Below are 19,724 nucleotides of genomic sequence, written 5' to 3' on the forward strand. Positions count from 1 at the left end.
CCGCCTCGTCGACCTCGGCATAGACCGTACGGCCGAGCTGTTCCGGGATTGTCTGCATGCGCGCCTCACCTGCCCCGGCATCTTTGTCCTTGGCGCAACCGATGGACGGCACCGGCCAGTTCGGTCAAGCATGCTCGGCAAGCGCTGCCACGGCAGCTTGAAACCAACGGAGGCTATGCGGATGATCTCGAGGCGCCTTCTCCTGGGCTCGGCTGCAGCCAGCACCGCCCTGCTCGGCAGCCGGCTCCAGGCCGCGGACTATGTCACGGTGCTGACCGGCGGCACGTCCGGCGTCTACTATCCTCTGGGCGTGGCGCTGGCGAAGATCTACGGCGACACCATCCCGGATGCCCGCACCTCCGCCCAGGCGACCAAGGCCTCGGTCGAGAACCTGAACCTGCTCCAGCAGGGCAAGGGCGAGATCGCCTTCACCCTGGGCGACAGCCTGATCGACGCCTGGAACGGCCGCGAGGAGGCGGGCTTCCCGAAGAAGCTCGACAAGCTGCGTGGCGTGGCCGCGATCTACTCGAACTACATCCAGGTGGTGGCCTCCAAGGAGAGCGGCATCGCCTCCATCGCCGACCTGAAGGGCAAGGCGCTGTCGGTGGGTGCCCCCAAGTCCGGCACCGAGCTGAATGCCCGCGCCGTGCTGGCGGCAGCCGGCATGTCCTATGACGATCTCGGCAAGGTCGAGTACCTGCCGTTCGCCGAATCGGTCGAGCTCATGAAGAACCGCCAGCTCGACGCCACCCTGCAGTCCGCCGGACTGGGCGTGGCCTCGATCCGCGACCTCGCCACCTCGGTGCCGATCACGGTGGTGCCGATCGAGGCCGCGCTGATCGAGCAGATCGGCCAGCCCTTCTATGCGGCGACCGTTCCGGCCGGCACCTATGACGGCCAGGACAGCGACGTGCCGACCGCGGCGGTGCCCAACTACCTCGTCACCCACAGCGACGTGCCCGACGAGACCGCCTACCAGATGACCGCCCAGCTGTTCGCCCACCTGGACCAGCTGGCCTCGGCCCATGCCGCGGCCAAGGCGATCAGGCTCGAGGATGCCCTCAAGGGCATGCCGCTGCCGCTGCACCCGGGTGCCGAGCGCTTCTACGGCGAAAAGGGCATGCAGCTTTGAGCGGTCTGGCAGCAGGCGACGATCCCGGCGCACTGGCCTTCGGCAAGGGCCTGGCAGGCGGCACGATCATGGCGATCGCGCTGGCTTTCTCGGCCTTCCAGCTCTGGACCGCCGCGCTCTCGCCGCTGCCGTCCATGGTGGTGCGCAGCGTCCATGTCGGCTTCCTCCTGCTGCTGTGCTTCACCCTGCTGGCCGAGCGCGGCCCCGGGCGGTCCCGGCTGGTCGGCTGGGCGCTGGGTATCGGCGGCTTCGTGTTGGGCCTCTATCACTGGGTGTTCCACGACGCGCTGATCCTGCGCGCGGGCGATCCCACCACGACCGATCTCGTGGTGGGCGTGCTCGTCATCCTGCTGGTGTTCGAGGCCTCGCGCCGGCTGCTGGGCCTGGCCCTGCCGATCATCTGCGCGGTGTTCCTGCTCTACGCCCTGTTCGGCGAGTACGCGCCCCGGCCGCTCGACCACCGCCCCTACGATTTCGCCCAGGTGGTCGACCAGATGTTCCTCGGCACCGAGGGCATCTACGGCACCGCGATCTATGTGAGCTCGTCCTTCATCTTCCTGTTCATCCTGTTCGGCTCCTTCCTGGAGCGCGCCGGGATGATCCGGCTGTTCAACGACATCGCCATGGGCACGGTCGGCCACAGCCAGGGTGGTCCGGCGAAGGTAGCGGTGATCTCGTCCGGCCTCATGGGCACGATCAACGGCAGCGGCGTGGCCAATGTCGTCACCACCGGCCAGTTCACCATCCCGCTCATGAAGCGGTTCGGCTACCGCCCGGCCTTTGCCGGCGCCGTAGAAGCCACCTCGTCCATGGGCGGGCAGATCATGCCGCCGGTGATGGGGGCGGTGGCCTTCATCATGGCCGAGACCATCGACGTCCCCTATGTCGAGATCGCGATCGCCGCGACCATCCCCGCCATCCTCTACTTCGCCACCGCCTTCTGGGTCGTCCACCTGGAGGCCGGCCGGCACGGCCTGGTGGGCCTGCCGAAGAGCGAATGCCCGAGTGCGCTCGGGGCGCTGCGGCGCGACTGGTTCCTGATCCTGCCGCTGGCGGCTCTGGTCTGGCTGCTGTTCGCCGGCTACACGCCGATGTTCGCCGGCACGATCGGCCTGGCGCTGACCGCACTGGTGGTCCTGGGCACGCCAATCAGCCAGGCCATCCCGCGCCACGCCCTGCGCATCCTGTTCTGGATCGCGATCGGCCTGGGCGCTGCCGCGTTCGGCCGCTACGGGATCGGGGTGATCGCGCTCCTGATCGTCCTGCTGGTCCTGGCCTGCCTGGTCGTGAAGGGTGGCCGCACGACGCTGCTGCTCTGCCGCGACGCGCTCGCCGACGGTGCGCGCCACGCCCTGCCGGTCGGCATCGCCTGCGCGCTGGTCGGCACCATCGTCGGCACGCTCACCCTGACCGGCATGGCGTCGAACTTCGCCGGCTGGATCGTCGACATCGGCCAGAACTCGCTGCTGCTCTCGCTCCTGCTCACCATGCTGGCCTGCCTGGTGCTGGGCACCGGCATCCCGACCATCCCGAACTACATCATCACCTCCTCGATCGCGGGGCCGGCACTGGCCGAGCTGGGCGTGCCGCTGCTCGTCAGCCACATGTTCGTGTTCTATTTCGGCATCATGGCCGACCTGACCCCGCCCGTGGCACTGGCGGCACTGGCCGCCTCGCCGATTGCCGGCGCCTCGCACATGCGGATCGGCTTCACCGCGACGCGGATCGCGATCGCCGGCTATGTCGTCCCGTTCATGGCGGTCTATTCCCCGGCCCTGATGCTGCAGGGCGACGACTACCTCGCCACCGCCTATGTGGTGATCAAGGCGCTGGTCTCGATCGGCCTGTGGGGTGGTGCCACGGTCGGCTGGCTGCTGGGGCCGTTGAACTGGCCGGAGCGGGTGTTCGCCGCCGCGGCAGCGACCCTGCTGGTGCTGGCCCTGCCGGTCACCGACGAACTGGGCTTCGGCCTGTCCCTCCTGTTCCTGGGCTGGCACTGGTGGCGGACCCGCTCACGATCTGTCTCGCGCTTGGCGGCCTGATCCTGGATCTGGGCAGCCCCACGATCGAGCTCCGCTGGACCCACAGCGTCCAGCGGAGCCAGTGGAGCGAGCAGTGGCAGGCGACGCCGGACGGCCTGGTGGCGCTGGAGGCCACCATCCAGGGCAGCGGTGCCGGCATGGATCCGCCCGATGGCGCCAGGCGCACGGCGACCGGCTGGTCGTGGCGCCCGGACCTGCCGCCGCTTCCTTCCCTGGATCTCGCCCGCAGTGACGCCACGGCCGACTGGACCATCTGCCGTGCCGGCCGCTGCGCCACCGTCACCGAGCTTGCCGGCCGCCCGGCCGACGGCGAGCCTGCCAGGCTCTCGCCCTGTCCGGCTCAGACCACCGACGGGTAGCGGCCGCCGTCCATCCCGATCGTGACGCCGGTGAGGTAGCTGGCGCACGCCGAGGCCAGAAACGCGACCGCCGCCGCGATCTCCTCGGGCTGCGCCATCCGGCCGAGCGGAATGCCCGCCACCGCGCGGCGTCCGGCCTCCTCGGGATCGATGCCGGCCAGCCGCGCCTCCGCCGCCAGGCCCTCGGCGGCCCGGTCGGTCGCGGTCAGGCCCGGATTGACACCCACCACCCGCACGCCCTGCCCCGCATAAGCAGTGGCGAGCCCGGCGGTGGCCAGCATGAGCGCGGCATTGGCGGCACCACCCGGCAGATGGGTCGGTGCCGCGACCTTGCCGCCGGCACCGATGACATTGACGATCACCCCGCTGCCGCGCGCCGCCATCCGCTTGATCACCGGGTCGATGACATGGATGTAGGTGAAGTACTTGGCCTCCATGGCGGCCCGCCAGATGGCGGGGGTGAGTTCGTCCGGCGGGGTGCGCCTGGCGGCACCAGCGCTGTTGACCAGGATATCGAGCGGCCCCAGCCGCGCTTCGGCCTCTCTCGTCATGTCCTGGGCGGCTTCGGCATCGGTCAGGTCGGCACGCAGTCCGATGGCGCCGGGCAGTCCCGCCAGGGCCTGGTCGAGATGGGCCTGCGTGCGGGCGCAGATCGCGACTTTCGCCCCTTCCGCCGCGAGGAGGCGGGCGCAGGCCAAGCCAATGCCCCTGGCGCCGCCGGTCACCAGCGCGGTCTTGCCTGTGAGTTCGAGATCCATGGCCGCCCCCTGTAATGCACCGGAGCGAGCATGCCCGCTCAGCGGGACAGGGACCAGCGCAGCGCCATGACGAAGCCGATGCCGAGTGCCGGCCACTGGAACCAGACCGTGTGCATGCCGGAGAACAGGTTAATCAGGAAGAAGAACGCCACAATGAGGATGTAGGTGCGCAGGAGCCGCGAACCGAGCCCGGCCCGCACCCCTTTGGCCGCAGCAGGCAGCATGGCGGCGGGAGCCGGCCGGCGCGTGGTCGGGGGTGTCGCTCCATCGGTCACGCGGTAGGCCGGCACCGGCTCGGCGATGTTGTGCAGCTGCTGCGGCCCGGCGAAGTCGAAGCCCACCGCCAGCTTGCCGCGGACATGGTCATAGACCGTTCCGGAGACCACCACCCCGCCCGGCTCGGCCAGGGCCTGAAGCCGGGCCGCGACATTGACCCCCTCGCCGTACAGGTCCTGCCCTTCCACGATCACGTCGCCCAGGTTGACGCCAATCCGGAACCGCAGCCGCTCGCTCTCGCCCGTGCCGTCATCGGCCAGAAGCAGCTCCTTCTGCGCCTCGATCGCGGCCTGCACCGCCTCGACCACGCTAGGGAACTCGGCGATCAGCCCGTCTCCCCAGGTATTGACCACCCGCCCGCGGCGGCGCTCGATCAGGCCGGCGAACAGCGTGCGCAGCCGGCGCAGCCGTTCCAGCGTACGCACCTCGTTGGACTCCATCAGCCGGCTGTAGCCGGCGACGTCGGCGCACAGGATGGTGGTGAGCTTGCGTTCGATCTCCGCCGACATACCCGTCTTCGCCTGGCCGATGGTTGGGGGTCAGAGTCGCGCCGGGCGGCGTCAGCGGCAAGCCGATTGCATCGTGCCTGCGGAGCGGCCACCCTGGCGCCCTTCCGTGACCTTTGGGGAAAGGCGACCGGTTGCCATGCAGCGCATCCACGATGTCGGCGGTCTTCCGGCCGGACCGGTGGACCGCAGCCCGCACGACTACGCTCCTTGGGAGAAGAAGGTCGACGCGATCATGCGGCTGATGATCGGAGCGGATCTGTTCACGCTGGACGAGATGCGCCGGACCATCGAGGAGCTGGGGCCTGGTGCGTATGAGGAGCTCAGCTACTACCAGCGCTGGATCCAGGCGGCCGCCAATCTGGCGCTGGAAAAGGGGTTGGTGACGCCCAGCGAGCTCGGCCGGGCGATCGAGGCGGCCAAGGCGCGTCATGCGGAGGCGGCTGCATGTCCGTGACCGTCGGCACCACCGTCCGGGTCTTGCAGATGGACCCGCCCGGGCACCACCGCACGCCGCGCTTCGTGCGTGGCAAGGAAGGCGTGGTGGTCGGGCTCGCCGGCCGGATGCCGGACGCGGAGCGGCTGGCCTATGGCGGGCGCGGCCCGGACCAGCCGGTCTGGCGGGTGCGCTTCCGCCAGACCACGCTCTGGCCGGACTATGTCGGCGACCCCCGCGACACGGTGGTCCTGGACCTCTACGAGCACTGGCTGGAGCCGCGGCGATGACCCACGCGCATGACGAGCACGAGCACGGGCATGACGGGCACGCCCACCCGCATCCCAGGCAGCCGGACATCGAGGACGCGCCGCTGACCTGGCACATGGCGCTGACCGAGGCGCTGGCCGAGCTGATCGTGCGAAAGGGCCTGTGCACGCAGGCCGACATCCGCCGCACCCTGGAGAAGATCGACGCGGCCAGTCCGGCCGCGGGCGGCCGCCTGGTGGCGCGGGCCTGGCTCGATCCGGACTTCAAGGCCAGGCTCCTCCAGGACGTGAACGCGGCCGCGACGGAACTCGGTATCGATGCCGGTGGCATCCCGATCCGGGCGGTGGAGGACACGCCGGACCGGCATAACGTCATCGTCTGCACGCTCTGCTCCTGCTATCCGCGCTTCCTCCTGGGCGGCTCGCCGGACTGGTACAAGTCGAAGGCCTATCGTGCCCGGGTGGTGCGCGAGCCGCGCGCCGTGCTGGCGGAGTTCGGCCTCGACCTGCCGGACGGCGTGCAGATCGAGGTTCACGACAGCACGGCGGAGCTGCGCTATCTGGTGGTGCCGGTGCGGCCGCCTGGGACGGAGGGCTGGAGCGAGGACCAGCTCGCCGCGATCGTCACCCGCGACTGCCTGATCGGCACCGCCCTGCCCGTCGCGGCCTGAAAAAGCCTACTTTTCCTCCCCTGCCGGTGGGATTACTGTCCGGCCAACGTGGCCAGGATGCCGCGGCGATGAGGGAGGTCGTAGAATGAAGCTGGTCCGGCGCAGTGCGCTTGCCGCTGCGGTACTTCTTGCGGGCGTGTCGATGGGCGGCCTCGGTGCTCGCGCCCAGGACACCACCATCCTGGCATCCGTGCCTTCGCTGACGTTCCCGTTCTTCGTGCACATGCTCAAAGAGATCAAGGACGAGGCGACCAAGCTGGGTGTCGCCACGATCGACAGCGACGGCCAGAACAGCGCGCCCAAGCAGACCGCCGACGTCGAGGCCGCCATCGTGCAGGGCGTGCAGGGCATCGTGATCAGCCCGTCGGACGTGAACGCAATGGCGCCGGCCCTCGCCACGGCAGTCGAGAACAACGTGCCGGTGGTCACCGTGGACCGGCGGGTGGACGGGGTCGAGGGCATTCTCGCCCATGTCGGTGCCGACAACGTCAAGGGTGGCGAAGCCCAGGGTGAGTGGCTGATCGCCAACTACCCGGACGGGGCGAAGATCATCAACCTGCAGGGCCAGCCCGGCGCCTCGCCGGCGATCGACCGCAACAAGGGCCTGCACAACGTCCTCGACCAGCACAAGGACAAGTACCAGATCGTCGCCGAACAGACCGCCAACTTCGCCCGCGACCAGGGCCTGTCGGTCACCGAGTCGCTGCTGGCCGGCATGAGCGATCCGCCGGACGTGATCATCGCCGCCAATGACGACATGGCGCTGGGTGCGCTGGAAGCGGTGCGCGCGCGCAATCTGGACGACCAGATCAAGATCGTGGGCTTCGACGCGCTGCCCGAGGCGCTGGCCTCGATCCGCGACGGCGGCCTGGCCGGCACGGTCGAGCAGTTCCCGGGCGGCCAGAGCCGCAAGGCGGTGCAGATCCTGGTCGACTACGTCCAGAACGGCAAGTCGCCGGAAGAGAACCCGGTCCTGCTCACTCCGATCGTCCTGACCAAGGACAATCTCGACAAGGCCGAGCGCCTGGGCGAGGTGCAGTAACCGTTCCTGCCGGGTCGGTCTGACACCGGTCCGGCCCTTATCCCAATTGGGCCGGTCCGGCCGTACGCATCCAAGCAGGCAAGGAAAGCCGACCGCTTGACCCCGCTCCTCCAGGTCCAGGACATCAGCAAGGGCTTTCCCGGCGTGCAGGCCCTGACCGGGGTGGCGCTCGAGGTGCGTGCGGGGGAGTGCCATGCGCTGCTCGGCGAGAACGGTGCCGGCAAGTCGACCCTGCTCAAGATCCTGGCCGGCGCGCACCGGCCGGATACGGGCACCATCACCTTCGACGGCCGCCCGGTCGAGATCGCCCGGCCGGCCGATGCCCAGGCACTCGGCATCGTCACGATCTACCAGGAGTTCAACCTCCTGCCGAACCTGACGATCGCCGAGAACGTGTTCGTCGGCCGGGAGCCGACCCGCGGCCCGTTCGTCGACTGGAGGAAGCTGAACCAGCAGGCGCGGGAGGTGACCCGGCGGATCGGCCTGGACATGGATCCGCGCCGCCTGGTCAAGGACCTCTCGGTCGCCGAGCAGCAGATGGTCGAGATCGCCAAGGCGCTCTCGATGGAGGCCAAGCTCGTCATCATGGACGAGCCGACCGCGGCGCTGTCGGAGACCGAGGTCGAGCGCCTGTTCCGGATCATCGCCGACCTCAAGGCGCACGGCATCGCGGTCGTGTTCGTCACCCACCGGCTGGACGAGGTGATGCGCGCCTGCGACCGGGTCACCGTGCTGCGCGACGGAAAGCTGGTGGGCTCGGCCGAAGTAAAGGACATCCGGGTCGACGACATCATCCGCATGATGGTCGGCCGCGAGGTCGAGCTGCACGGCCGGGGCGGCCGGGTCGCCCATCGCGGCGCCACGGTCCTGGAGGTGCAGGGCCTGACCCGGATGGGCGATGCCAACGACCCACACGCTGTGCGGGTGCGCGACGTGTCGCTCACCGCCCATGCCGGCGAGATTCTGGGCATTGGCGGCCTGATCGGTGCCGGCCGCACCGAACTGGCCCGCGCCATCTTCGGCGCCGACCCGATCGATTCCGGCAAGGTGCTGGTGGAAGGCCAGGAGGTCGCCATCGCGACCCCGCAGGACGCCATCCGCCATGGCATCGGCCTGGTCCCGGAGGACCGCAAGCAGCAGGCCCTGTTCCTCTCGCTCGCCATCCGGCCGAACCTGTCGATGGCCGCCCTGGACGGGCTCACCGAGCGCCTGGGCTTCGTCTCGGGCAGCAGGGAACGCGCGCTGGTCGAGCGCTATCGGCAGAAGCTGTCGATCCGCATGGCGAGCCAGGAGCAGCCGGTCGGCAACCTGTCCGGCGGCAACCAGCAGAAGGTGGTGCTGGCGCGCTGGCTGGCGCTCAATCCCAAGGTGCTGATCGTCGACGAGCCGACCCGAGGCATCGACATCGCCGCCAAGAACGAGGTCCATCACCTCCTGTTCGAGCTGGCCGAGGCCGGCATCGCGGTGATCGTGATCTCCTCGGAGATGCCGGAGCTGCTGCGCCTGGCCGACCGGATCGTCACCATGCGCGAGGGCCGGGTCACCGGCGAGCTGATGCGCGATCAGGCGACCGAGGAGAGCCTGATGCACCTGTTTACGCACAACCAGACGGCCGCCTGAGCCGGGAGCATTCTGAGGACATGGCCAGCGCGACCCAGACCGGCGAAACCAGGAATGGCGGCATCGACCTGTTCGGCCTGCTCGCCACCTACGCGCCCCTGATCTTCCTCCTGGTGCTGATGGGGATCTTCGCCTGGCTGGAGCCGCGTTTCCTCCTGCCGCTCAACCTGGTCAACGTCATGCGCCAGGTCTCGATCTACGGCCTGCTGGCGCTGGGCATGACCTTCGTGATCCTGACCGCCGGGATCGACCTGTCGATCGGGGCCATCGTGGCCTTCGCCGGCCTGGCCGCGGCCGCGGTCGCCAAGGGCGGCCTGGAGAACCGTTTTGCCGCCGGCGCCGATGCCTCGGCACTGGGCTATGGCTGGCCGCTCGCCATGCTGGTGGCGATCCTGTTCGGCACCTTCGCAGGCGCCCTGCAGGGCTTCGCCATCACCCGGCTGAAGGTTCCCCCCTTCGTGGTGACGCTGGGCGGCATGTCCGCCTTCCGTGGTGCCGCCCTGCTCATGGCCGGCGGCGGCCCGATCTCCGGCTTCGACCCGGGCTATACCTGGTGGGGCCAGGGCTACCTGTTCACCCTGCCGCTGATCGGCCGGATCCCGGTGCCGGTGGTGGTGTTCCTCCTGTTCGCCGTCCTGGCCCACATCGTGCTGAGCTACACGCGCTATGGCCGCCACGTGTATGGCGTGGGCGGCAACCCGGAGGCGGCACGCCTGTCGGGCCTGAACGTGCGCGGCATCACCATGTCCGTCTACGTGATCATGGGCTTCATGGCGGGCCTGTCCGGCTTCATCCTCTCCGCCCGGCTGAACTCGGCCGAGGCAGTGGCCGGCATGGGCTACGAGCTGATCGTGATCGCGTCCGTGGTGATCGGGGGCACCAGCCTGTTCGGCGGCATCGGCACGATCTTCGGCACGGTGATCGGCACCATCCTGATCGGCGTGCTGCAGAACGGCCTGGTGCTGAACAATGTCAGCCCCTACGTCCAGCAGATCATCATCGGCCTGATCATCGTGCTGGCCGTGGCCTTCGACACCTTCGCCAAGTCACGGCGGCGGCGGGCCTGAGCCACACTGATCGAGCAGACGTTCGGCTGCCTCCCGTAGCATCGGCAGCTGAACGGCACACATGCCGAACAGCAGAACCGGGTCGATCGTCCAGTAACCATGCACGAAGCGGTTCCGCGTGGCGCAGATCTGGCTGATGTCGGGGATCTGGAGCGCGATACCGGGGTGGTGGCGGCGGATCTGCACGCAGGCTTCACCGAGCGTGATCATCAACCGTTCGATGATGAGATGGCAGGCTTCATCGGCTAGGAACTCATCCTGGCTGCGATCACCGACATAGTGGAGGATCTTCGCACTGGCGCTGCGGATATCCTCCAGCCAGATAGCGGCATCACGGGCCGAGGACATCGCGCGGCTGCCGTTCGATGAGAGCGCGAAGCTGCGCATTGCGGATCGAGCGCAGGGTCACCAGATCGACCGGCCGCCCCAGGAGTTCCTCCAGCTCACGCTCCAGCCCCCACCAGCGGTCGGGCAGACTGCTGGCCGGCTCGGACGCATCCCATTCCACCAGCAGATCCACGTCGCTTCTGACGGGATCGAAATCGTCGCGTGCGGCCGAGCCGAACAGTTCCAGCCGCCGCACTCGATACTTGCGGCACAACGCCCGGATCTCCGGCAGCTTGGCTTCGACCGTCGGATGCATCGCTCCTGCTCCCGGGGCAGACCAACCTGCCCGCCTCGACCATGCACCAGATGATGGCCGCGGGGCCAGCGGCCGATGGTGCGCTGCGGGCCCTCAAGCCGGCAGCACCTCGTCCTTCAGCCGGTACCAGGCATAGGCCGCCGCCAGCGCCGGTACGCGCAGGGACGGCAGCGGGAAGCGCTTCGGCACGCGCTGGAAGCATTGCGGGAACGGCTCGTTGAACCCGGCCCCGGCAATGCGCGCCGCCAGGAACTTGGCGGCATAGCCGGACATCGCCACCCCGCTGCCGTGGCAGCCGAACAGGAAGCCGGTCTGCCGGTCGTCGGGGAACAACCCGACCCTGCCCATCAGGTCCGCGGTCAGGCAGACGAAGCCGCGCCAGCGATGGGTGATCTCGACCTCCTTCCAGGCCGGGAACACCTCTGTCAGCCGCTTGTGCATGTAGTCGCCATAGCGCCGGCCCGCCGCCTCGCTGGCGCTGGTCCCGCCGCGGCCGCCGAACAGGAGCCGGCCGTCCTTCAGCAGGCGGATGTAGAACAGGAGGTTGCGACTGTCTGCGACCGGCACGTCGGTGGTGTAGCCCTGCGCCTGCCGCTCGGCCTCCGTGAGCGGCCGGGTCACCAGGATGTTGGACAAAGCCGGCAGGGTCACGCCGTCGAAGCGTCCGTCCAGCCCCTCGGTGGTGAAGCCGTTGGTCGCGACCACCACGGTCCTGGCGCGCAGCCTTCCGCCATCCTGCGTGTGCAGCACGTGCCGGCCGTTGCCGTCGCGCTCCCAGCGCACCACGGCGGAGTGCGGATGCACCCGCCCGCCATGGCTGCGCGCCAGTCCGAGCAGGCCATAGGTGTATTTCAGGGGATGCAGGCCGGTCCCGTGCGGCACATGGATCCCGCCATGCGCCTCGGGACTGGCATAGCCCCGCTCCTGCAGTTCCTCCCTGGTGAAGACCGGCCAGTCCTCGCCGAACTGCGCCTTCATCGCGGCACTCTCGGCCCGCAGGCCCGCCAGCCGGTCCGGCCGGTGCGCCACGACATATTCGCCGCGCCCGGCCAGGTCGATCTCCAGCCCCTCGCTCCGGGCGACGTCGATCACATAGCCGCAGGCGGCCTTCTGCGCCTCGAACACGGTGCGGGCATCGTCCCAGCCGAACGACCGGGCGAGTTCGTCCAGCGAGCGCTTGGTGTAGCCCATGCTGACGAAGCCGCCATTGCGCCCCGACGCCCCCCAGCCGATCTTGCCGGCATCCAGGGCCACCGCCTCGATCCCGTGGCGCCTCGTCAGGTGCCAGACCAGGGACAGGCCGGCGATGCCTCCGCCGATCACCGCGACCTCGGTCGCGGCCTCGCTGGCCAGCCTGCCGTCGTCGGCGGGTCGCGGACCGGCGGTGGCTTCCCACAGGCTCGGCACGGGCCGCTCGGTCGCGTAGATCGCGTCGTCGTAGATCCTGCTGCCGATCAGCGCCGTCATGAGGCCACCTGGAAATCCGTCCGGGGCCGGACGATAGGCACCCACCGTCCCGGCGCAACCACCTGAAGGACGGACGGGCGCCCCGGAGTGTCCAGCCGGCTCAGTAATGGCCGACCAGCACGTCTTCCTCACGCCTGGTACCGATCGCACCACCCACCGCGGCGGCGATTGCCCCGATCACCAGTGCCCCGAAGCTCCACAGGGAGGCGGACGACAGGGTCTCGGCAGTCGCCTCGGTCGCCTGGCGGGCAGTCTCCTCGGCCTGCGTACGGAGCTGCTCCGCCTCGTCCTGGAGCTGCTGGATCCGCGCCTCGGCCTCCTGGGGCGGGATGCCGGCCTGCTGCGCCACGATCTCCACCGCCCGCTGCCGGGCCTGGTCGACATCCTGCTGGCCCGTCAGCACCTGGCCCAGCAGGCCGGTCAGCTCACGGCGCGCCTCTTCGGGCTCGGCCGGCACGTCGTTGCGGCGCAGGAGCTGGCCGACCCGCTCCTCGATCTGCTCCGGCGTGATTCCGGCCGCTTCGGTCGCCTCCGGCACGGCGGCGGCCACCGACTGGGCCGCACCGGATACCGCATTGCTCATCAGGTTGAAGGCGCCGCCGAGCGCCGTACCGGCCAGCGAGCTCAGGAGCCAGACCGAGACCAGCAGCACCGACGCCCACGCGATCAGGCCGTGCAGGATCCCGTCGCGCCGCTCGTAGACGCCGGATAGCCGGGCCGCGACATAGCCCGCACCGACCGTGGCGATCAGCCCGCTCACCACCCACCAGATCGCAGCGCCAGTGCCGAGCGAGCTCAGCTGCGGCGTGCCCTCGGTCATCGGCTCGATCGTGGTGAGGCCGATTCCCAGCCCCAGCATCGAGAGGACCATGTGGATCGCCAGGGCGAACACCACGCCGGCGATGATCGCGCCCCAGGAAATCCGCTTGCGCGGCCGCAGCCCGCCCAGCGGCTCGGCCACCGCCAGCCGGTCGGCCCTGCCGAGTGTTGCCATCCTCGTCTGCTCCTGCATGATTCTGCCTGACCCGCCAAAGTGCTGTCCGCTTCGGCGCTCCGCGTGAGCGCGGAGGTGGGCGTTCAACCAACGATTTCGTGGACGGTTCCGCGTAAATCTTCCATGGCGAACAGGCAGCGGCGAACCGGGAAACCGCCGGCAAGCCGGCAGCATCCGACCGGAAAGGATCATCCAGCTGGCCCAGCCATCGCACGACGTCGTTCTCGAGGGGCTGCATGCCCTCAAGCACGCCCTGCGCTTCGGCGGCCGGGTGCGCGAGGCCCTGACCCCCGACCCTGCCAAGGTCAGGGAACTGGCGGCACAGCTCTGCCCGGACTTGGTCCCACAGCTGGACGGTCTGCTCGTGCAGGTACCGACCGCGCGGTTCGCGGCCCTGGCCGGGGGCGCCGTGCCGACCGGCGTGGTGGCACTGGCCGAGCCGCGCAGCCAGCCGCTCGCCGATGTGCTGGCGGTGAGCGGCAGCCCGATCGTGCTGCTCGACCGGCCGACCCATCACGGCAATGTCGGGGCGGTGGTCCGGGCCGCGGCGGCGGCGGACGCGGCGGCGGTGCTCACCACCGGCCCGCACGATCCCTGGCACCGCTCCTGCCTGCGCGGCTCGGCCGGGCTGCATTTCGCCCTGCCGGTCATGCGCATCGACGACCTGCCGCACCAGACCGGGCGGCCGCTGGTGGCGCTGGACCCGGACGGGGCGCCGCTGCGGCCGGGCTCCGTGCCGGACGACGCCATCCTCCTGTTCGGCTCGGAGCGGCGCGGGCTGGACGAGCGCTGGCGACGGCGCGCGGAACGGACCTTCTGCCTGCCGATGCGCCCGGGCGTGTCCAGCCTGAACCTCGCGACCTCAGTGGCCGCGGTGCTCTATCGCTGGCGGATCGACCGGGAGCGGGAGGGCGACGCGCTCAGTCCGCGTCGTCGAAGCTGACCCGCCCGATCCAGGGCAGATGGCGGTAGCGCTCGGCCCAGTCGATCCCGTAGCCGACCACGAACCAGTCCTCGATGGTGAAGCCGATATGGTCGGCCTCGAACGGCACCTGGCGGCGCGACGGTTTGTCCAGGAGCGCGCAGGTCCGCACCGAGTTGGCGCCGTGGGCCACCAGCAGGTCGCGGGTCCAGGCCAGCGTGCGCGCCGTGTCCTGGATGTCGTCCACCAGCAGCACGTCGCGGCCGCCGACACTGTCCGGCATGGCGCCGATCACCTTGACCGAGCCGGAGCTGCTGGTGCCGAGCCCATACGAGCTGACCTGGAGGAACTCGATCTCCGGGCGCAGCCCGTGCCGGTCCAGGGCGCGGGCGAGATCGGCCATGAACACGAAGGCCCCTTTCAGGAGCCCCACCACCGTCACGTCCTTGGGCACCTCGACGGCGATGGCCGCCGCCAGCTCGTCGACCCGTTGGGCGATGGCGTCCGCCTGGAACAATGGCAGGACCCGGTGCGGTGGGTCGTCACGCAATGGTCGCTCTCCACAGATGGGCCCCGGGCGTGGTACCCGATCCAGCCAGGAACGTCAGTCGCTCAATCGCACAGGAAGGGCGAACGATGCTCGACCATCTTTCCATCCGGGTGGCGGACCTGGCCAGGTCCCGCCGGATGTACGATGCCTGCCTGCCGGCTCTCGGCTACCATGCCGTGGTGACCATCGACGACGCGCCCGACTTCAAGGGCGTGGGCTATGGCGGCGACAGCCACGAGCCCGGCTTCTGGATCGGCGCCTCGACAGATCCGGCCGACCCGCCGCCCGTGCCGATCGACGGCATGCATGTGGCCTTCGGTGCCAAGGACCGGCCATCGGTGGATGCCTGGTACCGGGCGGCGCTCGCCCATGGAGGCACGGACAACGGCCCGCCGGACATCCGCGCGCACTACCACCCGAACTATTATGCCGCCTACGTGATCGACCCGGACGGGTACCATCTGGAGGCGGTCTGCCATCTCGCCGCCTGAACGGCGTCCGCCCGTGGCGCTGCCGGCGGGCGGAAGGGCACGCCAGGTGAGTTCATGGTCACGGCATCCGCCGGGAGGCGTCGCCGGCGGCGCTGCCCCCACCACATGTCACGCCTGAGGAAAGGCCCCGCCCATGTCCGTCACCGTCCGGATCGACTTCGTGTCCGACATCGTCTGCCCCTGGTGCGCGGTCGGCCTGTACGCCCTGGAGGAGGCGCTGCGGCGCCTGGAGGGCGAAGTCGAGGCCGAGCTGCACTTCCAGCCCTTCGAGCTGAACCCGCACATGCCGCAGGCGGGCCAGGAGATCGTCGAGCACCTGACGGAGAAATACGGGATCACGCCCGAGCAGGTCGCGGCCAATGCCGAGGTGCTGCGCCAGCGCGGGGCGGCGGTCGGGTTCGAGTTCCGTGCCGGTGCCCGCCAGCGGACCTACAACAGCTTCGACGCCCACCGGCTGCTGCACTGGGCGGAACTGAAGCACCGGGCGGCAGCGCTCAAGCACGCGCTGCTGCGCGCCTACTTCACCCATGGCGAGAACATCGCCGACCACGACGTGCTGGCTAGGCTCGCGATCGAAGCCGGGCTGGATGGCGCCACGGCCCGGGAGATCCTGGGCAGTGACCGCTATGCCGAGGAGGTCCGGGCGCAGGAGCGGCGGTTCACGTCACTGGGCATCAGCGCGGTGCCCTCGGTCATCCTGAACAACCGCCACCTGCTCCAGGGCGGCCAGCCGCCGGAGATGTTCGAGCGGGCATTGCGGCAGGTTGCTGGCCACGCTGCCGCCTGATCCCAGGCGGACCAGACGGCAACGGCGCCGTCCCCGATGTGGGGAGCGACGCCGTGCGAGGTCGAGGGGTGGCCGCCCCTTGAGGCGGCCACCCTGCCCTCAGATGCTGCGCCGGCCGGTACGGTCGGTGCCGAGGCTGGTCGCGCGATCGTCCTCGATCTCGGCCTCGGTCTCGCGCACGCTGTCGCGGACCGTTTCGGTACGGTTCTGGACGTCGCGATGGAGGCCGATTTCCTCCTTCACCCGCGCCACCTTGTCGACCACCGCCTCCTCGCTGCGCTCGGTGGCCTCGATGGTGCGTTCCTGGAACGCATCGTCACCCAGGGTCGCTTCGCGGTCGACCGGGCGGCGGTCGATGGTGACATGCTCCTGGCGGAGGTTCACGTCCGCCTCGACCGGACGCTCGACCACATAGGTACGAATCCGCACGCGGCCGCCGCTGACATCGCGCTTATCGACCCGCAGCTCCTCCTTGGCGAGCTGCACGGTCTGGTCGTCGCCCATCGTGCCCAACCGGTCGCCGCCGCGGACATCGCCCTCATAGTCGCCGGACTGGGTCACCGAGCCATAGGCCGGCATGTCCCCGACGCCTGCAGAGGTCGCCCCGGCCGCGCGTGCGCCGGCCAGATCCTGGCTGCTGCCCATGTCGGTGGTGTCGGTGAATTCGCTGCGAGTGCGGAGATCGTCCGTCCCCGTGCTGGAGGCGCCGCCCATCGTACCGGCCCCCATCGTACCGGCGCCGATTGCTCCGGCACCGGCGCCATAGCTGGCATCCGAACGGTAGGCCTCGCCCGTCCAGCCCTCGCTGCGCCAGTTGGCGCTGCGCTCGTCGAGATCGATCGGGTCGGCCCGGTCCATGATCTCCTCGGCCTCGCGCTCCATGCCTTCCGGCACGTTGGCGATCAGCATGTAGCCGCCGCGCCGCATGCCCTCGGAGTAGAGCGAGCGGTCCTCATCGGGCATGAACAGGTCGCCCAGGCTGGCCCAGAACCCCTTGCTCTCCTGCTCGACCGGCTGGCTGAGGTCGTTCGTACCGCGGATGGTGATGTCTTCTTCGTGGATGCTGATCCCGATCAGCCCGTCGCGGGCAGCCTCGGCAGCGCCGCGGGTGTCATAGAGAGCGGTAACAGTACCCATGGCTATTCTCCTCTGACCGTCTCGGGTGAGGCAGGAATCTCTTCCCGCCGGATGGTTGCGTGCTCGGAGCGCAGCGGCACTTCCTGGCGCACGAGCTGCTTGTGCACGGTGCGAACGATCCGGAGCTCTTCCTTCAGGACGAGTTCCGTACGCATCACGAGCCGTTCCTCGACCACAGGCACGATCACGACGCCGTTCTCCTCGCGGATCGGAGGTACTGCCTCGATCACCATGCCGACCGGCACGCGCTCGACCTGGACCTCTTCGTGATCGAGCCAGGTTTCGACGGCGTGCTGGCGGGTCTCGACCTGCGTCTCCACCACGACCCGAGCACGATCTACTTGACGCACCCCGACTTTGACCTGCTCTTCGAGCAGCTCGACTTTCTGATCGGCAGATGGGGTGCTGATCACGTTGGACATGTGGCGTAAACGGAACTCGCCACCGATAGTTCCGCGGATAATTTTCACTGCAACCGGCCAGTATCCGGCCAATTCCACACAACCACCCGTGCCCAAGATCTATGGGACACGGCGCTGCTACTGGTTCATCTACTGGTGCAGCCGGTCCGGCCATGCCGGCGCGCCGCCACACGGCCAGCGCCGCGGGAGAGCTGGCTGTTTTCTATGCCGCTGGAAGGCGCTAAGTCCCGGAAGGACAGCGGGAACGAGTGTCCAGTGCCGATCCGCCCCGAGCGCCGCTACTTCTATCCGATCGACTGGCCGATCATCAGCCGGCAGATCCGCTTCGTGCGCGCCAGGGGCCGCTGCGAAGCGTGCGCCCGGCCACATGGCCGGCTGATCTGCCAGCTGGCCGACGGGCGCTGGTTCGACGAAATGGCCGGCCAATGGCTGGACGACCAGGGCCAGCAGGTGCCCTGGCCCGACATCGTCGACCTCGCCATGCAGCGGCAGCGGCGCATCTGGCTCGGCACCGCGCATCTGGACCACGATCCGGGCAACTCCAATGGCAGCAACCTCAAGGCGTTCTGCCAGCGCTGCCACCTGCGCCACGACCGGGCCGCCAACCTCCTGCGGCGCCGGGCACGCGCCCGCGCCAGACGCGCCCTGGGCGATCTGTTCACCGGGCCGAACCCGCTATTGTGATCGAAGAAGGCGTCAGGCGCCGCTGGGCTCCTGTCGGCGGCGGCCGCTTTTCTGGGGAGGCAAAGAAGGGGCAATATGGCCCATATCAGTCCGGCGATGGCTGTCCAGGAGATGGCGACGGCGCGGAAGCGGAAATCGACCTAGGCGCTGCCGGCCGGGGTCATGTGCTCGACCCGGCCGACCAGCCCGACGCGACGGCGCTGGATAGGCGGCCGCAGCGTCCAGAAACTGACCCGGCGTTCGAGGCGCTCCACCCGTGCATCCCAGGGTGAATAAACACTGGTTCCGGACCACGTTGTCTCGGGCTCCAGTTGCGCCTCAGGCCTGCGTACCAGCATCCTTCCGGCCTCCCCTGAACAGCCGGGAACGACTACATCGTCGCCCGGCAAAGCCGCGGGAATCGTATGTACTGCGTCTTGCCAGTAACAGTATCCAGTAGTTCCTGCGGCGGGAATAGGGCGCCACATTGCAAATAGGTCATGTGCCGGAGACGAGTGCCTCACGGAGCACCGGCAGCAGCCAGGCCAGTATCGGAAAGGTGACGATGGTCGAGACCACGATCGTGGCGCCGGCCTCGCCCACGGCGGTGTCGTAGCGCACGGAGAACAGATAGGCGTTGATCCCGGCCGGCATCGCCGCGGTGACGATCGCCACCGCCCGCGCCACCGGGTCGAGCGGGACCACCCAGGTGGCCATGGCGAAGACCAGGAGCGGGAACAGGAGGTTCTTGAACAGGCACAGGACCAGGGCTTCCCGCCACAGCGCCCCCAGCCGGAAGCGGGCGAGGTTGGCGCCCAGCGCGAACAGCGCCATCGGCATCGCCGCTTGGCCGAGAAAGGCCGCGGTGCGGTCCAGGGCGGCCGGCACCGGCACGGGCGAGAGGCGCAGCAGCAGCCCGGTAGCGAGGCCCACAAGGATCGGGTTGGTGATCAGGCTGCGGGCGACCGAGCGCGGCAGCTTGCGCAGCTCGCCGGCGGCACCGATGCCGAGCTCGGCCACCACCGTGGTGAGGGTGAACAGCGTGGCGCTGTGGAACGCGATCAGCAGGAACAGCGGTACGGCCGCCTGATCGCCGAATACACCGATGGTGATCGGCACCGACAGGACCAGCACGTTGCCGAAGCAGGCGGTGATGCCGAAGATCGCGGGCCTGGCGGCGCGTGCCGCGAAGACGTGCCGGCCGAACCAGGCGGACAGGGCGAACACCGCGAACGCACAGCCGAAATAGACCAGGACCAGCCGCCACTCGATCTGGGCGGGCAGATCCACGGTGAGCATCTGCCGGGCCAGCATGATCGGCAGGGCCACGTCGAACACGAAGCGCGAGATGCCTTGGGCCTGCTGGTCCTGCACCAGCCGGACGCCGGCCAGGACGCGGCCGAGCAGGACCAGCGCATAGACCGGCACGAGATGGTCGATGAGGATCTGGGACAAGAGGCACCGCCTGGC

At 69.3% G+C, this 19,724-nt stretch carries 23 protein-coding genes; 13 read left to right on the plus strand and 10 right to left on the minus strand.

Annotation, left to right across the window (positions count from 1 at the left end):
• Nucleotides 1-175 precede the first annotated feature (175 nt).
• From VNS22_RS22005 to VNS22_RS22015, 3 genes are all read left to right on the plus strand, one after another.
• Nucleotides 176-1,132, plus strand: a complete 957-nt coding sequence (locus tag VNS22_RS22005) for a TAXI family TRAP transporter solute-binding subunit (RefSeq protein WP_349261863.1) — start codon at nucleotides 176-178, stop codon at nucleotides 1,130-1,132.
• Nucleotides 1,133-1,200: 68 nt separating this feature from the next.
• Nucleotides 1,201-3,174, plus strand: coding sequence for a TRAP transporter permease (locus VNS22_RS22010; protein ID WP_349261864.1), 1,974 nt, complete (start codon nucleotides 1,201-1,203; stop codon nucleotides 3,172-3,174).
• Nucleotides 3,132-3,533, plus strand: coding sequence for a DUF1850 domain-containing protein (locus tag VNS22_RS22015; RefSeq protein WP_325736301.1), 402 nt, complete (start codon nucleotides 3,132-3,134; stop codon nucleotides 3,531-3,533). Before VNS22_RS22010 ends, VNS22_RS22015 begins: the two co-directional genes overlap by 43 nt.
• Here VNS22_RS22015 and VNS22_RS22020 read toward each other — a convergent pair.
• Both VNS22_RS22020 and VNS22_RS22025 read right to left on the minus strand, forming a co-directional pair.
• Nucleotides 3,515-4,291 carry an SDR family oxidoreductase gene (locus VNS22_RS22020; RefSeq protein ID WP_325736303.1) on the minus strand — a complete coding sequence of 259 codons (777 nt, stop codon included), beginning with the start codon at nucleotides 4,289-4,291 and terminating at the stop codon, nucleotides 3,515-3,517. The two genes, VNS22_RS22015 and VNS22_RS22020, sit on opposite strands and share 19 nt — an antisense overlap.
• Before the next feature lie 38 nt (nucleotides 4,292-4,329).
• The gene (locus VNS22_RS22025; protein WP_325736305.1) at nucleotides 4,330-5,076 is read right to left on the minus strand and encodes an adenylate/guanylate cyclase domain-containing protein; all 747 of its coding nucleotides are present in this window, start codon (nucleotides 5,074-5,076) and stop codon (nucleotides 4,330-4,332) included.
• Nucleotides 5,077-5,212: 136 nt separating this feature from the next.
• Here VNS22_RS22025 and VNS22_RS22030 point away from each other — a divergent pair, with 136 nt between their 5' ends.
• The 6 genes from VNS22_RS22030 to VNS22_RS22055 all read left to right on the plus strand — a co-directional run bounded on the left by VNS22_RS22030 (nucleotide 5,213) and on the right by VNS22_RS22055 (nucleotide 10,178).
• Nucleotides 5,213-5,530, plus strand: coding sequence for a hypothetical protein (locus tag VNS22_RS22030; RefSeq protein ID WP_325736307.1), 318 nt, complete (start codon nucleotides 5,213-5,215; stop codon nucleotides 5,528-5,530).
• A complete protein-coding gene (locus VNS22_RS22035) occupies nucleotides 5,521-5,799 on the plus strand; it encodes an SH3-like domain-containing protein (RefSeq protein ID WP_325736309.1) in 279 nt (92 codons plus the stop codon). The genes VNS22_RS22030 and VNS22_RS22035 overlap by 10 nt, the downstream gene beginning before the upstream one ends.
• Complete coding sequence (locus VNS22_RS22040; protein ID WP_325736311.1) at nucleotides 5,796-6,449, plus strand: nitrile hydratase subunit alpha; 654 nt, start codon at nucleotides 5,796-5,798, stop codon at nucleotides 6,447-6,449. Before VNS22_RS22035 ends, VNS22_RS22040 begins: the two co-directional genes overlap by 4 nt.
• An 85-nt stretch (nucleotides 6,450-6,534) precedes the next feature.
• A complete protein-coding gene (locus VNS22_RS22045) occupies nucleotides 6,535-7,491 on the plus strand; it encodes a substrate-binding domain-containing protein (protein WP_325736313.1) in 957 nt (318 codons plus the stop codon).
• A 96-nt stretch (nucleotides 7,492-7,587) separates the two neighbouring features.
• Nucleotides 7,588-9,111 carry a sugar ABC transporter ATP-binding protein gene (locus tag VNS22_RS22050; protein ID WP_325736315.1) on the plus strand — a complete coding sequence of 508 codons (1,524 nt, stop codon included), beginning with the start codon at nucleotides 7,588-7,590 and terminating at the stop codon, nucleotides 9,109-9,111.
• Nucleotides 9,112-9,131: 20 nt separating this feature from the next.
• Nucleotides 9,132-10,178, plus strand: coding sequence for an ABC transporter permease (locus VNS22_RS22055; RefSeq protein WP_325736317.1), 1,047 nt, complete (start codon nucleotides 9,132-9,134; stop codon nucleotides 10,176-10,178).
• On the opposite strand, the gene VNS22_RS22060 is transcribed toward VNS22_RS22055, so the two are convergent.
• The 4 genes from VNS22_RS22060 to VNS22_RS22075 all read right to left on the minus strand — a co-directional run bounded on the left by VNS22_RS22060 (nucleotide 10,158) and on the right by VNS22_RS22075 (nucleotide 13,282).
• Nucleotides 10,158-10,565 (minus strand): DUF86 domain-containing protein, encoded by a 408-nt coding sequence (locus VNS22_RS22060; protein ID WP_325736319.1) that lies wholly within the window; start codon nucleotides 10,563-10,565, stop codon nucleotides 10,158-10,160. The genes VNS22_RS22055 and VNS22_RS22060 overlap by 21 nt on opposite strands.
• Nucleotides 10,510-10,821, minus strand: a complete 312-nt coding sequence (locus VNS22_RS22065; protein WP_325736321.1) for a nucleotidyltransferase domain-containing protein — start codon at nucleotides 10,819-10,821, stop codon at nucleotides 10,510-10,512. The genes VNS22_RS22060 and VNS22_RS22065 overlap by 56 nt, the downstream gene beginning before the upstream one ends.
• A 93-nt stretch (nucleotides 10,822-10,914) precedes the next feature.
• A complete protein-coding gene (locus VNS22_RS22070) occupies nucleotides 10,915-12,288 on the minus strand; it encodes an FAD-binding oxidoreductase (RefSeq protein WP_325736323.1) in 1,374 nt (457 codons plus the stop codon).
• Between the two features lie 100 nt (nucleotides 12,289-12,388).
• Nucleotides 12,389-13,282 (minus strand): hypothetical protein, encoded by an 894-nt coding sequence (locus VNS22_RS22075; protein WP_325736325.1) that lies wholly within the window; start codon nucleotides 13,280-13,282, stop codon nucleotides 12,389-12,391.
• Between the two features lie 271 nt (nucleotides 13,283-13,553).
• Between VNS22_RS22075 and VNS22_RS22080 the strand changes: the two genes are divergently transcribed.
• The gene (locus tag VNS22_RS22080; RefSeq protein ID WP_325736327.1) at nucleotides 13,554-14,225 is read left to right on the plus strand and encodes a TrmH family RNA methyltransferase; all 672 of its coding nucleotides are present in this window, start codon (nucleotides 13,554-13,556) and stop codon (nucleotides 14,223-14,225) included.
• Here the strand turns inward: VNS22_RS22080 and hpt are convergent.
• On the minus strand, nucleotides 14,203-14,754 hold the full coding sequence (gene hpt / locus VNS22_RS22085; RefSeq protein ID WP_325736328.1) for a hypoxanthine phosphoribosyltransferase: 552 nt from the start codon (nucleotides 14,752-14,754) through the stop codon (nucleotides 14,203-14,205). The genes VNS22_RS22080 and hpt overlap by 23 nt on opposite strands.
• Nucleotides 14,755-14,840: 86 nt before the next feature.
• Here hpt and VNS22_RS22090 point away from each other — a divergent pair, with 86 nt between their 5' ends.
• Together VNS22_RS22090 and VNS22_RS22095 are read left to right on the plus strand one after the other, a co-directional pair.
• Entirely contained in the window at nucleotides 14,841-15,245 is a 405-nt protein-coding gene (locus tag VNS22_RS22090) for a VOC family protein (protein WP_325736330.1), read from the plus strand.
• 133 nt (nucleotides 15,246-15,378) lie between these two features.
• Nucleotides 15,379-16,032: a DsbA family oxidoreductase gene (locus tag VNS22_RS22095; RefSeq protein ID WP_325736332.1), complete on the plus strand. Its 654-nt coding sequence runs from the start codon at nucleotides 15,379-15,381 to the stop codon at nucleotides 16,030-16,032.
• 99 nt (nucleotides 16,033-16,131) lie between these two features.
• On the opposite strand, the gene VNS22_RS22100 is transcribed toward VNS22_RS22095, so the two are convergent.
• Both VNS22_RS22100 and VNS22_RS22105 read right to left on the minus strand, forming a co-directional pair.
• On the minus strand, nucleotides 16,132-17,169 hold the full coding sequence (locus VNS22_RS22100) for a YsnF/AvaK domain-containing protein (protein ID WP_325736334.1): 1,038 nt from the start codon (nucleotides 17,167-17,169) through the stop codon (nucleotides 16,132-16,134).
• A gap of 2 nt (nucleotides 17,170-17,171) precedes the next feature.
• The gene (locus VNS22_RS22105) at nucleotides 17,172-17,591 is read right to left on the minus strand and encodes a YsnF/AvaK domain-containing protein (protein ID WP_325736336.1); all 420 of its coding nucleotides are present in this window, start codon (nucleotides 17,589-17,591) and stop codon (nucleotides 17,172-17,174) included.
• Between the two features lie 255 nt (nucleotides 17,592-17,846).
• Between VNS22_RS22105 and VNS22_RS22110 the strand changes: the two genes are divergently transcribed.
• Nucleotides 17,847-18,275 carry a hypothetical protein gene (locus VNS22_RS22110; protein WP_325736337.1) on the plus strand — a complete coding sequence of 143 codons (429 nt, stop codon included), beginning with the start codon at nucleotides 17,847-17,849 and terminating at the stop codon, nucleotides 18,273-18,275.
• A gap of 477 nt (nucleotides 18,276-18,752) precedes the next feature.
• Here the strand turns inward: VNS22_RS22110 and VNS22_RS22115 are convergent, their stop codons facing one another.
• On the minus strand, nucleotides 18,753-19,709 hold the full coding sequence (locus tag VNS22_RS22115; protein WP_325736339.1) for an AEC family transporter: 957 nt from the start codon (nucleotides 19,707-19,709) through the stop codon (nucleotides 18,753-18,755).
• Between the last annotated feature and the right edge of the window lie 15 nt (nucleotides 19,710-19,724).

The sequence above is a fragment of the Geminicoccus sp. genome (genome assembly GCF_035556675.1).
Classification (GTDB): domain Bacteria; phylum Pseudomonadota; class Alphaproteobacteria; order Geminicoccales; family Geminicoccaceae; genus Geminicoccus.

Bases quoted from the DNA above. Each gene is read 5' to 3' on its own strand.
- VNS22_RS22005 (WP_349261863.1), top strand. From the start codon at position 176: ATGCGGATGATCTCGAGGCGCCTTCTCCTGGGCTCGGCTGCAGCCAGC.
- VNS22_RS22010 (WP_349261864.1), top strand. From the start codon at position 1,201: ATGGCGATCGCGCTGGCTTTCTCGGCCTTCCAGCTCTGGACCGCCGCG.
- VNS22_RS22020 (WP_325736303.1), bottom strand. From the start codon at position 4,291: ATGGATCTCGAACTCACAGGCAAGACCGCGCTGGTGACCGGCGGCGCC.
- VNS22_RS22025 (WP_325736305.1), bottom strand. From the start codon at position 5,076: ATGTCGGCGGAGATCGAACGCAAGCTCACCACCATCCTGTGCGCCGAC.
- VNS22_RS22030 (WP_325736307.1), top strand. From the start codon at position 5,213: ATGCAGCGCATCCACGATGTCGGCGGTCTTCCGGCCGGACCGGTGGAC.
- VNS22_RS22035 (WP_325736309.1), top strand. From the start codon at position 5,521: ATGTCCGTGACCGTCGGCACCACCGTCCGGGTCTTGCAGATGGACCCG.
- VNS22_RS22040 (WP_325736311.1), top strand. From the start codon at position 5,796: ATGACCCACGCGCATGACGAGCACGAGCACGGGCATGACGGGCACGCC.
- VNS22_RS22045 (WP_325736313.1), top strand. From the start codon at position 6,535: ATGAAGCTGGTCCGGCGCAGTGCGCTTGCCGCTGCGGTACTTCTTGCG.
- VNS22_RS22055 (WP_325736317.1), top strand. From the start codon at position 9,132: ATGGCCAGCGCGACCCAGACCGGCGAAACCAGGAATGGCGGCATCGAC.
- VNS22_RS22060 (WP_325736319.1), bottom strand. From the start codon at position 10,565: ATGCGCAGCTTCGCGCTCTCATCGAACGGCAGCCGCGCGATGTCCTCG.
- VNS22_RS22065 (WP_325736321.1), bottom strand. From the start codon at position 10,821: ATGCATCCGACGGTCGAAGCCAAGCTGCCGGAGATCCGGGCGTTGTGC.
- VNS22_RS22070 (WP_325736323.1), bottom strand. From the start codon at position 12,288: ATGACGGCGCTGATCGGCAGCAGGATCTACGACGACGCGATCTACGCG.
- VNS22_RS22075 (WP_325736325.1), bottom strand. From the start codon at position 13,282: ATGGCAACACTCGGCAGGGCCGACCGGCTGGCGGTGGCCGAGCCGCTG.
- VNS22_RS22090 (WP_325736330.1), top strand. From the start codon at position 14,841: ATGCTCGACCATCTTTCCATCCGGGTGGCGGACCTGGCCAGGTCCCGC.
- VNS22_RS22095 (WP_325736332.1), top strand. From the start codon at position 15,379: ATGTCCGTCACCGTCCGGATCGACTTCGTGTCCGACATCGTCTGCCCC.
- VNS22_RS22100 (WP_325736334.1), bottom strand. From the start codon at position 17,169: ATGGGTACTGTTACCGCTCTCTATGACACCCGCGGCGCTGCCGAGGCT.
- VNS22_RS22105 (WP_325736336.1), bottom strand. From the start codon at position 17,591: ATGTCCAACGTGATCAGCACCCCATCTGCCGATCAGAAAGTCGAGCTG.